This window comes from Streptomyces sp. CWNU-52B (assembly GCF_047444975.1).
In the GTDB taxonomy this organism is placed as follows: domain Bacteria; phylum Actinomycetota; class Actinomycetes; order Streptomycetales; family Streptomycetaceae; genus Streptomyces.
This window is the reverse complement of record NZ_JBLFJV010000005.1, coordinates 498,390-511,084: the sequence shown is the minus strand read 5'-3', so window position 1 is coordinate 511,084 and position 12,695 is coordinate 498,390. Positions and strand designations below refer to the sequence as shown.

Annotated in this window: 12 protein-coding genes; 4 read left to right on the top strand and 8 right to left on the bottom strand. The window is 69.8% G+C overall.

What is annotated here, in order from left to right; genetic code table 11:
• Nucleotides 1-20 precede the first annotated feature (20 nt).
• Nucleotides 21-455, top strand: coding sequence for a cupin domain-containing protein (locus ACLVWQ_RS05130; RefSeq protein ID WP_414106940.1), 435 nt, complete (start codon nucleotides 21-23; stop codon nucleotides 453-455).
• 17 nt (nucleotides 456-472) lie between these two features.
• Here the strand turns inward: ACLVWQ_RS05130 and ACLVWQ_RS05125 are convergent, their stop codons facing one another.
• The 5 genes from ACLVWQ_RS05125 to ACLVWQ_RS05105 all read right to left on the bottom strand — a co-directional run bounded on the left by ACLVWQ_RS05125 (nucleotide 473) and on the right by ACLVWQ_RS05105 (nucleotide 5,528).
• On the bottom strand, nucleotides 473-883 hold the full coding sequence (locus ACLVWQ_RS05125) for a MerR family transcriptional regulator (protein WP_414106939.1): 411 nt from the start codon (nucleotides 881-883) through the stop codon (nucleotides 473-475).
• A gap of 179 nt (nucleotides 884-1,062) precedes the next feature.
• Nucleotides 1,063-1,899, bottom strand: coding sequence for a carbohydrate ABC transporter permease (locus ACLVWQ_RS05120; RefSeq protein WP_414106938.1), 837 nt, complete (start codon nucleotides 1,897-1,899; stop codon nucleotides 1,063-1,065).
• Nucleotides 1,896-2,756, bottom strand: a complete 861-nt coding sequence (locus ACLVWQ_RS05115; protein ID WP_414107398.1) for a carbohydrate ABC transporter permease — start codon at nucleotides 2,754-2,756, stop codon at nucleotides 1,896-1,898. The genes ACLVWQ_RS05120 and ACLVWQ_RS05115 overlap by 4 nt, the downstream gene beginning before the upstream one ends.
• A 161-nt stretch (nucleotides 2,757-2,917) precedes the next feature.
• On the bottom strand, nucleotides 2,918-4,222 hold the full coding sequence (locus ACLVWQ_RS05110; RefSeq protein WP_414106937.1) for an ABC transporter substrate-binding protein: 1,305 nt from the start codon (nucleotides 4,220-4,222) through the stop codon (nucleotides 2,918-2,920).
• A 64-nt stretch (nucleotides 4,223-4,286) separates the two neighbouring features.
• The gene (locus ACLVWQ_RS05105; RefSeq protein ID WP_414106936.1) at nucleotides 4,287-5,528 is read right to left on the bottom strand and encodes an aminotransferase class V-fold PLP-dependent enzyme; all 1,242 of its coding nucleotides are present in this window, start codon (nucleotides 5,526-5,528) and stop codon (nucleotides 4,287-4,289) included.
• Nucleotides 5,529-5,753: 225 nt separating this feature from the next.
• On the opposite strand from ACLVWQ_RS05105, the gene ACLVWQ_RS05100 reads away from it, so the two are divergent.
• Nucleotides 5,754-6,542 carry a FadR/GntR family transcriptional regulator gene (locus ACLVWQ_RS05100; protein WP_414106935.1) on the top strand — a complete coding sequence of 263 codons (789 nt, stop codon included), beginning with the start codon at nucleotides 5,754-5,756 and terminating at the stop codon, nucleotides 6,540-6,542.
• Nucleotides 6,543-6,627: 85 nt separating this feature from the next.
• Here the strand turns inward: ACLVWQ_RS05100 and ACLVWQ_RS05095 are convergent, their stop codons facing one another.
• Complete coding sequence (locus ACLVWQ_RS05095; RefSeq protein ID WP_414106934.1) at nucleotides 6,628-7,080, bottom strand: DUF6069 family protein; 453 nt, start codon at nucleotides 7,078-7,080, stop codon at nucleotides 6,628-6,630.
• Between the two features lie 172 nt (nucleotides 7,081-7,252).
• Nucleotides 7,253-9,046, bottom strand: a complete 1,794-nt coding sequence (locus tag ACLVWQ_RS05090; protein ID WP_414107397.1) for an FAD-binding dehydrogenase — start codon at nucleotides 9,044-9,046, stop codon at nucleotides 7,253-7,255.
• Between the two features lie 182 nt (nucleotides 9,047-9,228).
• Between ACLVWQ_RS05090 and ACLVWQ_RS05085 the strand changes: the two genes are divergently transcribed.
• Nucleotides 9,229-10,419 carry a PucR family transcriptional regulator gene (locus ACLVWQ_RS05085; protein ID WP_414106933.1) on the top strand — a complete coding sequence of 397 codons (1,191 nt, stop codon included), beginning with the start codon at nucleotides 9,229-9,231 and terminating at the stop codon, nucleotides 10,417-10,419.
• 12 nt (nucleotides 10,420-10,431) lie between these two features.
• Here ACLVWQ_RS05085 and ACLVWQ_RS05080 read toward each other — a convergent pair whose 3' ends face one another.
• Complete coding sequence (locus tag ACLVWQ_RS05080) at nucleotides 10,432-10,905, bottom strand: SRPBCC family protein (RefSeq protein ID WP_414106932.1); 474 nt, start codon at nucleotides 10,903-10,905, stop codon at nucleotides 10,432-10,434.
• Nucleotides 10,906-11,257: 352 nt separating this feature from the next.
• Between ACLVWQ_RS05080 and ACLVWQ_RS05075 the strand changes: the two genes are divergently transcribed.
• A complete protein-coding gene (locus tag ACLVWQ_RS05075) occupies nucleotides 11,258-12,646 on the top strand; it encodes a glycoside hydrolase family 43 protein (protein ID WP_414106931.1) in 1,389 nt (462 codons plus the stop codon).
• Nucleotides 12,647-12,695 lie beyond the last annotated feature (49 nt).

Below are 12,695 nucleotides of genomic sequence, written 5' to 3'. Positions count from 1 at the left end.
CGAACCCGGAGGCCCTGCCCATGCGTACCTCGCTTCGCACCGCGGTGGTCGGTGCCGTCGCCGCCGTCACCGTCCTGGCCGGGGGAACCGCCCGGGCGACCCCGCCCGGCCCCGGGGTCACCGGAACGGTGATCGCGCAGAAGACGGTCGGCGACACCGACTACGTACTCCGGGAGATCACTCTGCCGCCCGGTCAGGCGACCGGCTGGCACTACCACGACGGGCCGCTCCACGCGTACGTGAAGCAGGGCACGCTCAGCCACTTCGACGCCACGTGCGCCTCGGACGGCGTCTATCCGCGAGGGAGCAAGGTCCAGGAACCGGCCGGTGCGGGCAACGTCCACATCGGCCGCAACCTGGGATCCACGCCGGTCGTGCTCACCGTGCTCTACGTCCTGCCGCACGGCGCCCCGTTCTCCGAGGACGCCCCGAATCCCGGGTGCCCCTTCGAGTGAGCTTCGAGTGACCCCGGTCAGACCGTGGCGGCCCGGTCCCGGTTCAGCCGCTTGCGCAGCGTCTGCCTGAACTCCTCGGCCTGCGTCAGCTGGGTGCGGAGCCTGTCCACCTGCCAGGCGGCGCTCTGCTCGTACTCCCGGACCCGCCTCAGCAACGACTGCCGTTCGTACGCCGTCAGCTCCTCGTCGGAGTCCAGGCGGTCGGTGACGGCGAGCAGGTCGCGGATCTGGTCCAGGGTGAAGTCGAGCGGCTGCATACGGCGGATGGCCTGCAGCCGGGCGACATCGGCCCTGGTGTAGAGGCGGAAACCGCCCTTGGAACAGGCGGAGGGGGTGACCAGGCCCGTCGTCTCGTAGTACCTGATGGTGCGCAGCGGCAGCTCCGTCCGCGCACCGACCTCGCCGATCTGCATGTGCTCGCTGCTCATGCGGGCGCCTTTCCTCGTCTGTGCGGGCCGCCCGGAGCATGGGCGGCCCCCGTCGATCGCTGCCGGAACGTCTTTGCAGAGTATGTGATCATTGGGTCGGTTACGTGCCGTTCCCACCCCGTGGTACGGGAAAGATCCTCCACCTGGCCGTCCGGTGCTCCGACGCCGCGCCCTCTTCCTCAGCCCTTCACCGCGCCGGCCGTGAGGCCCTGGACGATGTGCCGGCTGGCGAAGGCGAACAGCACCATCGTGGGCAGGATGGTGAGGACCGCCGCCGCGGACATCGAGCCCCAGTCGATGTTGAAGCTGGAGATGAACCCGTTCAGCGCCGTGGGCACGGTCTTGTTGCTGTCGCTGTTCATCAGCGTCACCGACAGGAACAGCTCGTTCCAGCAGTTGACGAAGTTGAAGATGAACGCGGCCACGATCCCCGGACGCATCACCGGCAGCAGCACCCGGAACAGCGCTCCGAACCGGGACAGACCGTCGATCATCGCGGCCTCCTCCAGCGCGTCCGGGATGTTCTCGAAGAAGCCGCGGAGCATCACCGTGCAGAACGGGATGCACACGGCGATGTAGACGAGGATGAGCCCGAGCCGGTTGTCGACCATCTTGAGGTCGGTCATCAGCAGGTACAGCGGACCCAGCGCGATGAACGTCGGGATCATCTGGGTCACCAGGGCGGCCATCAGCAGCGCGGACTTGGTGCGGAACTCGAACCGGGCCAGCACGTACGCCGACAGCATCGAGATGACGGTGGCGACCACACCCGCGACGGTGGCCACGATGAGGCTGTTGGTGAGGTAGACGCCGAAGTCGGCCTTGCCGAACAGCCCGCTGTAGTTCTCCAGCGAGAAGTGCTCGGGCCAGTAGGCGATCGGGAAGGCGAAGATGTCACCGGGCGCCTTCAGCGACGTGATGGTGATCCAGTAGAGGGGAAAGACGGTGAAGACCAGCCACAGCCCCAGGAAGGTGAACTTGGTGATCCGGCCCGCCGTGGACTCCTTGCCGATCACGACCTCACCTCTCGCTTCTCGCGCGTGGCCAGCAGGAAGAAGGTCGCGAACACCAGCAGGGTGGCGACGACGATGAGACCGAGCGCGGAGGCCCTGCCGTAGTCGCCCTGCTGAGTGATCTTGATCATCCAGGTGGTCACGATGTGCGTCTCGTTGTTCGGCCCGCCCCCGGTCATCCCGAAGATCAGGTCGGGGAAGTTGAAGATCCAGATGATCCGCAGCAGCACGGTCAGCGCGAGGGTGACCCGGATGTACGGAACGGTGATCTGGAAGAGCGTGCGCACCTTGCCGGCGCCGTCGAGCGCCGACGCCTCGTACAGCTCCTCGGGGATGGACTGCAGGGCCGCCAGGATCATGATCGTGAAGAAGGTGACCCCGTACCAGACGTTGGCGACCAGGACGGCGAACATCGCCGTCTTCGGGTCGGCCAGCCAGGCGACCGGCTCGTCGATCAGACCGACCTTCTGGAGCAGGTCGTTGACGACGCCGAACTCGCTGTTGAACATCCAGCGGAACAGGATGCCGATGAGGAACCCGGAGATCGCCCAGGGGAAGAAGATCAGCGCCTGGTAGAGCCCGCGGAAGCGGAACCTGCGGCGCAGCCACAGGGCGAGGGCGAAGCCGATCACCAGCTGGGGCACGATCGAGCCGACCACCCAGATCCCGGTGTTGCTCAGCACGGTGCCCCAGGCGGGGTCGGCGAAGACGTCCTGGAAGTTCTTCAGGCCCACCCAGGAGGTGTCGCTCAGGTCCGTCAGCTTCCAGTTGCGGAAGGCCATCTGACTGCCGGCGATCATCGGGTAGTACGTGAAGACCGCCACGAAGACCGCGGCCGGGGCCATGAACAGGGCGATCATGAAGCCGCGCCGCGCGGTGAACTCCGGCTTGCGGCGGCCCGGCTGAACCTTGCGGACGGGCCGGGCACCCCCGTTGCCGGAGGCCCCGTTGCCGGCGGCCCCCGCCTGCGCCGCCCGGCCCGTCTTCGTCGTTTCCGTCGCTTCGGACGCGGTGGGCATGGCTACTTCTCCTGCTGCCGCTTCTCGGTCCAGTACGTGTCCCAGCCGGCCAGCAGTTCCTTGGGCGTCGTCTTGCCGAGCGCCATCTTCTGGATGTCGGCGTCGGCCTTCTGCTGCCACTCGGCCCACCAGGCGACCCCGCGCGGCTGGCTGACGTTGAGGTAGGTGTCCGGGTGCTCCGTCATGGTGACGTAGCTGGACCACGGGCCGGTCTTGTAGAACGAGTCGTCGGCTGCCGACTTGAGGATCGGCACCAGGCTGTTCTTCTTGGTGAAGTCGGTCGACGCCTCCCCCTCGGAGAGGAACTCGACCAGCTTCACGGCCTCGGCCTTGTGCTTGCTGCCGTCCGCGACGCCCCATCCGGCGGTGGCCAGCGGCTGGACCGTCTTGCCCGAGGGACCCGCGACCAGCGGGGCGGTGCTCCACTGGTCCTTCTTGATGGACTTGGACTCCGAGACGGTGGCGATCACCTCGGGGTCCTGGAGCAGGAAGGCCGTGGAGCCGTTGGAGAATCCCTCGACCATCTCCGGATAGCCCCAGGAGACGGACGACTTGGGCGACGCCTCCTTGAAGAGCTTCAGATAGGTCTGCATGGCGTCGAGCGCCTCGGGCGCGGCGAAGATCGTGCTGCCGTCCTTCAGCTTGAAGCCGTCGGCGGGGTCGATCTCGTCGGCGACGTACGCCTCGATGACGGCGGTGGCGTTGCCCTGGGCGTTGGCTCCGCCGCGGAAGGCGTATCCGTACCGGCGCTTGCCCGGGTCGTGGATGGCCGAGGCCTGTTCGAGCAGCTCGTCCCAGGTGGCCGGCGGCTTGCTGAAGCCGGCCTCCTTGATCAGGTCGGTGCGGTAGAAGACGCTCAGGCCGTAGAAGCCGTACGGGACGAAGTACGTCTTGCCCTCGGCGTCCTCGGAGGCCTTGACGGCGTTCTCCGTCATCGCCTCCCAGCCCTTCCAGGCCTTGAGGTCCGACTTCATGTCGTAGATCCAGCCGTTGTTCGACCAGGGGCCCACGGTCGTGTCCCGCACTTCGAGGGTGTCGACTCCGCTGCCGGACTGGAGCATCTGCTGGATCTTCTGGTCGGCCTGCTCGGTGGGCGGCGAGATCAGATTGACCTTTATCTTGGGGTTCTGCTTCTCGAAGTCCCCCAGGAGGTCCTTCAGCAGGTCCGTGCGCGCCGGGTTCGTCAGGCTCTCGACCATGTTGAGGGTGACCGTGCCGTCGGCCGCCGAGCCGCTCATGCTGGAACAGCCCGTCAGGACCATCGTGGCGGCTGTGCCGAGGGCCAGAGCTGCCGTCCTTCTTCTCATCGTGCCGACCTCTTTCGTTGAAACAGCTGATACCGCTGACACCGCAGATACGACCGCGGAGCGCCTACGACGCCTCGGGGTCTTCATGGGCCGCGCGGGCCCACCGGCCGAGGAGGGGGACGCAGTCCTCGGCGAAGTACTCGTAGTCGGCGGCCGTGTTGTAGACGTGCGCCGACAGCCGCATGTAGCCGACGCCGCCGAAACTCGTGAAGGCCGCCTCCACTCCCAGCTCGCGGGCCGCCCGGTCGCGCAGCGCGTCGGCCTCCACGCGGCTGCCCGCCAGGCCCGCCGGGAGCCGGACCAGCCGCATCCCGGGCACCGGCATGCCCACGTCGACGGTGCTGGAGGTGCCGGACAGTTCGGCGAAGGCGTCGCCGATGACGCGCTCGCCGTAGCCGGCCAGATCGTCCATGTACCGGCGGGCCGTGTCCCAGCCCCAGGTGTCCTCGACGAGGTCCAGGGCGGTGGAGGCCGCGAGATAGGCGGTGGCGTCCACCGTGCCCTGCTGGTCGAAGCGGTCGGGGTAGGGGTCGGGGGCGCCCCACGAGTCGATCAGGGGGTAGAGCTCCTCGCGCAGTTCGCCGCGGGCGACCAGCGTGGCGGTACCGCGTGGCGTGCAGCCCCACTTGTGCAGGTTGCCGACCCAGAAGTCACAGGCCAGGCCGTCCAGCGGGGCCTCGATCAGACCGGGGGCGTGGGCGGCGTCCACGAGCAGGGGGATGCCGCGCCGCCGGGCCTCGGCGCCGATCAGCTCCACCGGCAGCCTGCGGGCGGTAGCGGAGGTGATCTGGTCCAGGACGATCAGGTCCGTGGCGTCGTCGATCGCGGCGACGACAGCCTCGTACGCCTGCTCCTCGCTCGCGTCCAGCGGCACCCGCGCGGTGCGCACCTCGCCGCCCCAGCGCCGGGCGAGACGTTCGGCGCCCATGGTCACGGCGCCGTAGCCGTGATCGGTGACGAGGATCCCGCCACCGCGGCACCGCTGGAGCGAGGCGAACACGACACTGATGCCGGCGCTCGCGTTCGGTACCAGGGCGACGTCGTCGGGGGCGACCCGCAGGAAGGCGGCGAGGTCGACCCGGGCGGCGGCGATCCGCTGCGGCAGGGCCGGAAACCACACCACCGGCGAGCTCTCCATCTCGGCGCGGAACTCGTTCTGCCGCTCCTGGGCCACCAGGGGGACCGCTCCGAACGAGCCGTGGTTGAGGTGCTTCATGACGGGGTCGAGCGACCACGCCCGAGCGGCGGGCCTGCCGTCTGCCAGCAGCAAGGGGCGCGGGGCGGTGGTGACCTCGGTCTCGCTCACATCACTCCACATCTACCGAACCCGAATGTCCGCGAGACATCAGACTCTCAGCGGGACACGTATGATGACTCGGCATCCTGCACGGCATTTTTGCGCCACGCAAGGGTTGTGGAGCGATAGTCATCAGATGACTTTTGACCGATACATCGGAGACATCTGATGACTCGCTAGAGTGCCCGAGGGTTTCGGCGGTGGTTGCCACCGGCCCGCCAGGGGAGGAATCGGATGTCCGCAGTCGACAAGGCGTTCCACGGTCTGCGTCACATGATCGCGACGGGGCGTCTCGGTCCGGGAGAGCGCATTCCGCCCGAGGCCGAGCTCGGCGAGGAACTCGGCGTCTCCCGGGGCCCGTTGCGCGAGGCGGTACGGATGCTCGCGGCGCTGGGTGTGGTCGAACCGCGGCACGGCTCGGGGACCTATGTGTCCCAGCTCAGGCCGGAGGACATCATCGGCAGCCTGTCGCTGACGCTCGAACTGCTGCCTCTGACGGGGCTGTTGGAGGTGTACGAGATCCGGCGGGTCCTCGAGGCGCATGTCGCGGCCAAGGCCGCCGCGCGCCGGACCCCCGAGGCGGTGGAGTCGCTCTTCTCCCTCATCGAGGCCATGGAGGCCACCGAGGACCCCGGCGAGGCCTCGGACCTCGACCACCGCTTCCACGCCGAGATCGCCAGGGCCGCCGAGAACCCCACCCTCGCCTCCCTGCTCGCGGTCTTCCGGGCCCGCTCCCGCAAGTACCAGATCTTCACGCTCCCCGAGGGGCCGGAGCTGCGGCGCAAGAGCGACGCGGACCATCGCGTGCTGGCCGGCGCGATCGCCGACCGCGACCCCGGCGCCGCCGCCGGCGCGGCCGAGGCCCATGTCGCCCAGACGGAGCGCTGGCTGCGGGCCTTCATGCCCCCCGTGGAGGAGGTCGAGGAGGCCGAGGCCGTGGCGGACCCGGCAGTCCCGGCGAAAACGGCTGCTCCGTCGGCAACGGACGAGGGAGCCGACGGAGCAGACGCCGACGCGAGCTGACCCCGCCCCGGCAGTCGCCGCGGGGCGGACGGGGAGAGGTTCGGCCTCTCTCCCCGTCCGCCCCGCGGCGCCTCGGCGTCCGCTCTCACGCCGCTCGCCGCGAGAGCCGCCGCGCCAGCGGGGGAATGATCACGGCCGCGGCCACCACATGGGACACGGCGAGGACGATCTGTGTGGACGTGGCGGTGTGCGGGGCGACTGCGGGGCCGGCGAGGGACAGCGCGGTCAACGCGACGGTGACCACCAGGAAGGTGCGGGCGGGCCGCCTGGCCCAGCGGGCGAGGGCCAGGGCGAGGACGACTCCGGCGACCGACCAGAACAGCACGCCTCCGGCGAAGCCGCCCACCGGAATCTCGGCGGCCTCGGTGGCCCCCGGACTGGCCGCGGCCATCGGCACGCCGGCGGCTCGGGCGACGAGCGCGAAGGCCTCGGTCACGACGGCGCCGGCGAGGACCGCCAGGGCGCCGACCTGCCACACGGGGCGCGTGGCGGGGGACTTGGCGGTGGTGGTCCGGCTCTGAGAAGTGAGGGCGCTCATGGCGGGTCTCCTGTCGGTCGTTCGCGGCTGGTCACCTTTCACAGAGTCAGACCGTGAGACCGCCGAAAACTCAGCGGTCCGCGGACGGTGAATCGGGACCAGGACGCGTCGACCGGTCCGGTGCGTGGCCGGTACCGGCAGGCACCGGACCGGCACGCACCGGCACGCACGGCTAGGCGCCCGTCGCCTCCGCCGCCGCCCGGCCCGCCGCGCGGCCCGAGAAGAGGCAGCCGCCGAGGAACGTGCCTTCCAGGGAGCGGTATCCGTGGACGCCGCCACCGCCGAAGCCGGAGACCTCGCCCGCCGCGTACAGTCCGGCGACCGGGGTGCCGCTCGCGTCCAGGACCCGGCCCGAGAGGTCGGTCTGGAGGCCGCCGAGGGTCTTGCGGGTGAGGATGTTGAGGCGTACGGCGATGAGCGGTCCGGCGCTCGAATCCATGATCTTGTGGGCGGGTGCCGTACGGCTGAGGGTGTCCCCCGGGTACGAGAGGGCGTTGCGGATGCCCATGACCTGGACGTCCTTGGTGTACGGGTTCTCCATCTCCCGGTCGCGCGCCTCGATCTGGCGGGTCAGGTCCGCCAGGTCGATCAGGCCGTCACCGGTCAGTTTGTTCATGCCCCGGACCAGTTCGGACAGGGACGTGGCGACGACGAAGTCCACGCCGTTCTTCTTGAACTTCTCGATCGGTTCGGGGGTCTGCCAGATGCGTGACAGCAGCATCCAGATGTTCTTCTCGGTGAGGTCCGGGTTCTGCTCGGAGCCGGAGAGCGCGAACTCCTTGGCGAGGATCTTCTGGGTGGTGACGAACCATGAGTAGTCGTACCCGGACTCGGTGATCGACTTGAGCGTGTGCAGGGTGTCGTAGCCGGGCATGTCGGGCGCGCCGAAGCGTCTGCCGGTGGCGTCGAACCACATCGACGACGGGCCCGGCAGGATGCGGATGCCGTGGTCCGGCCAGATGGGGTCGTAGTTCCTGAGGCCCTCGGTGTAGTGCCACATCCGGTCCGGGTTGACGATCCGGCCGCCCGCCTTCTCGGTGATCGCGAGCATCCGGCCGTCCACATGGGCCGGAACGCCGGTGATCATCGTCTTGGGCGGGGTGCCGAGGCGGGCCGGCCAGTTCTGCCGTACGAGATCGTGGTTGGCGCCGATGCCGCCCGAGGTGACGACGACGACCGGGGCGCGCAGTTCGAAGTCGCCGACGACCGTGCGCGAACTGGGCTTGCCGCGGGCGGCGTCGCTCGGCTCCAGGACGGCCCCGCGGACGCCGGTGACGGCTCCGCCGGTCGTCACGAGCCCGTCCACCCGGTGCCGGAACTTGAGGGTGACCTTGCCAGCCGCGACCGCCGCGCGCACCTTCTTCTCGAACGGTTCCACGACCGCGGGTCCCGTGCCCCAGGTGACGTGGAAACGGGGCACCGAGTTGCCGTGTCCGTCCGCGAGACCCCCGCCGCGCTCCGCCCAGCCGACGATCGGGAACCACTGCACGCCCAGGCCCGCGAGCCAGGATCGCTTCTCCCCCGACGCGAAGTCGACGTACGCCTCGGCCCACTTGTACGCCCAGTGGTCCTGCCCCGACGGGTCGGCGATGCCGCGGTCGAAGCCGGCCGTGCCCAGCCAGTCCTGCCAGGCCAGCTCCTGGGAGTCCTTGATGCCCATCAGCCGCTGCTCGGCGGAGTCGACGAGGAACAGCCCGCCGAAGGACCAGAACGCCTGTCCGCCGAGGTTCGTGGCGGGTTCCTGGTCGAGCAGCAGCACCTTGCGGCCCGCCGCGGCCAGTTCCGCCGTGGCGACCAGACCGGCGAGCCCGCCGCCCACGACGATCGCGTCCGCGTCCGCCGACGAGGCCGAGGCGGCGAAGGCCGGGGCCGTCGCCTGGGCGAGGGCGGTGCCGGCGATCGCACCGCCTGCCACTGTCAGGGCGTGGCGCCGTGTGATCGCGGACCGGGCCGGGAAGTTCTCCATGGACTGCCTTCCGAAGGAGACGTGAGGAGACGGGAACGGATGGACAGCCACGCTGTTACCGTCGGTAGCCCACAGGGAACCAGGTCGTCACATCAACGTGGTAGTGGCCGGACACCAACACGAGGGCGGCCTCGTTGTGGCCCGGCGACAGCACGGACACGGAACGGACGGAGAATCACCCCATGACGGTCGTCCACCAGCGCGAGCCGGTCACCGAGATCCTGCGGGCGATGGCCGGCGACGGCGACGTGTGCGGCGAACTCGTCCGCGCGGCCCGCGCCCACTCCCCCGAGGTCGCCCGGCTCACCGAGGCGGAGAGCCTCTCCCATGTCACCGCCATGATCCGGGCCGCCGGGGAGTGGTTCGCGACCTTCGACGGGGTCGAGCAACAGGACTTCACCGCCGCCCTGTTACTGGGCGCCGACCGGGCGGGGCAGGGCGTCGCGATGACCGCGGTCCTGCGCGGCGTCCAGGCCGGTCTGCAGCGCGCCGTGGAGATCGGCGTCGACCGCTGCCGGGCGGCGGGGGTGCCGGACAGCACCCTGATCGGCGTGGTCCTGCGGTTCAACGAGTACAGCGCCGCGGTCGAGCGCCATGTCATCAACGGGTATCGGGCCGCGGAGCGGACCACACCGCACGAGACCGCCGAGGTCCGTACGAACGTGCTCCGCAGGCTGCTGGTCGGCGGCGTCGTGCCGTCCCCCCTGGAGATGGCCGGGGCCGGGATGCGACCGGGTGACGGACCGCACCACTGCGTCGTCGCGGACACCGGCGACCTGGCGGCGGCGCGCCTTCTCACCGACCGGTTCTCCGGACTCGGCGCGGTCTTCGGCCCCGTGGAGGGCCGGCTGGCCGGTCTGTGCCGGCGGCTGCCCGACGGCCCGGGGGACGAGGGGGCGGGGGCGTCGGCTCTGGTCGTGGCCTCGCCGGCCGCTCGGCTGGAGGAGATCAGGCCCCTGTACCGGCTCTGCGTCCGGGCCCTGGACATCGGGGTGCGGCAAGGACGTCAGGGCCTGTACGAACTGACGGACTTCGCCGCGGAGATCGCCCTCGCGGACCAGCCGCTCCTCGGCTCGCACCTGAGCGCCCGGCTCCTGTCCGCCCTCGACGAGTCGAACGCCTTTCACCGGCAACTCGCGCTCACCGCGCTGACGTTCCTCGACAACGGCCGCCGGCTCGACCAGAGCGCGACGGCCCTGTTCACCCACCCCAACACCGTCCGCTACCGGCTCGGCCGGCTCCAGCAGATCACCGGGCACTCGCCGGCCGACCCGTCGTCCGGGCCGCTCGCCGAACCGCTGAGCACGCTGCACTGGTGGTGGGCCCTGACCACCTGGCTCGGGCAGGACCAGGAGCCGCCGTCACCGTCGTGACCCGCCGGACCGTCAGGCCGGGCGCGGCTCCGTCCGGGTGGGCTCGGGCCGGCCGCGGTCGCCCTCGCACACCTCGGCCAGCCGTTTGAGCATGGCCCGGTGCCTCAGCTGGATGACCCCCTCCACGGCCACGTTGTGCAGCAGGCCACCGACGCCCTGCAGGGGATGCTCGTCGATGATCACCAGCGTGTGGTCGCCCCAGGGACGCAGTTCGACGGCGATGCGGGCGGTGCCGAGGGGGCCTGCTTTCGCCTCAAGCTCCAGCTCGCGCTCCTCGTCGCACGCGCGTACGACCGTCTCGTTGGTGAGCTTGAGGAACCCGACGCGCACCTCGTAGCCGATGGCGGAGTGGACCTGCGGCCACCGGCCGCGCACCGGGTACGAGGACGCCGTCCCGACCACCCAGTCCGCGAACCGCGTGCCGTCGGCCAGGACGGCCCACACCTCGCGGGGGCTCCTCTTGATCAGTCTGTGCCGTGCGGCCACGCCTGCCTCCCTCGTCGTGGGGCGGCCGGCCCCGGATCCGGGCGAAAACGCCCGATTTCATCGGACCACGATTCGGGCGGGGGCACACCGCGGACGGACCGGGCCCACCGCCCCCGACAACCCCGGAGCTCCCGGCGACGACAGAGTCATTGACGCGCACCGCCAGGCACTCTACTTTCTGACCGACCTTCCGAACCGCGTTCGAAATACCGACCACTGCACCATCTGCCTGGTCGCACCCTTCACGCCTCAGGTCCCCCGCACCGCACCGCACCACTCGCCTGCTTGCTCGCTCGCTCCAGACGCCGACTCAGGCCGCTCTCTCCACCCCCGCACCCGCTTGGAGACCACGATGAGCGCAAGACCCCAGCCGTCCCGACGCCTCGTCCTCGGCATGGCCGCCGCCACACCCGTGGCCCTGTCCGGTGCGCTGGCCCTCGGCGCCGGCACCGCCCACGCGGCGGACTCGGCCTATGTGATGTGCTACTTCACCGAGTCGACCAGCCTCGGCCTCGGCACCGACTACGGTCTCCATCTCGCCGTCAGCACCGACTCGCTCGACTGGACGCCGCTCAACCAGAACAACCCGCTGGTCACCCCCACCGCGGGCGCCCTCGGCCTGCGCGACCCGTTCCTCCTGCGCAAGCAGGACGGCACCTTCGTGGTCATCGCCACCGACCTCAAGGGCACCGACTGGAGCTACAACAGCCAGTACATCCATGTCTGGGACTCCGCCGACCTGCGCACCTTCACCGGCTACCGCCGTCTCAAGCTCCACGACATGGCCACCCACAGCTGGGCGCCCGAGGCGTTCTGGGACGCGGGCCGGGGCAAGTACGCGGTCATCTACTCCTCGGTCGACTCCAGCGGCCACAACGTGATCATGGTGAACCACACCAGCGACTTCGTGACCGCGTCGGCCCCTCAGGTCTTCTTCGACCCCGGCTACGACGTCATCGACGGCGACATGGCCGTCGGCGTCAACGGCGTCAACTACCTCTTCTTCAAGAAGAACCAGACCCTGGTGGCCGCGCGGTCGGCCTCCCTGGACCCGGGCAGTTTCACGGAGTTCGGCGCGGGTGTGGCGCACGGCGGCACCGAGGCCCCGACCGTGTACAAGTCGCTGACCTCGAACACCTGGTACCTGTGGGGTGACACCTACACACCGAACGGCGTCTTCTACGCCTGGCAGTCGAGCAACCTGGCCTCGGGCACCTGGACCGCGCTCGACCAGAGGACCTACACCCAGCCGGTCAACTCCAAGCACTGCGGCATCGCGACGATCACCACGACCGAGTACGCCAACCTGCTCGCCAAGTGGGGCGCGCCCGCCTGGAACCGGCTCAAGTCGTACAACTTCCCGGACCGTTACGTCCGTCACGCGAACTATCTCGCCCGCGTCGACGCGTACCCCTTCGACCTGTACACCGACTCCCAGTGGAAGCTCGTCCCGGGCCTGGCCGACAGCTCCGGGGTCTCCTTCCAGTCGGTGAACTACCCGACCCGCTATCTGCGGCACTACGACTACGCGCTCCGACTCGACGCCGCCGACGGCACGTCGACGTTCGCGGGCGATGCCACCTTCTACCGCACGGCGGGCCTCGCCGACAGCTCCTGGTCGTCGTTCCGCTCGTACAACAACCCCACCCGCTACATCCGCCACTCCAACTACGTGCTGCGCATCGATCCGGTCTCCACCGCCACGGAGCGGCAGGACGCGACGTTCCGCGTCGGGTACTGACGACCCGGCGCGTCGCGTACGGCACGCCGATGATCGCCTATCTTGGCGC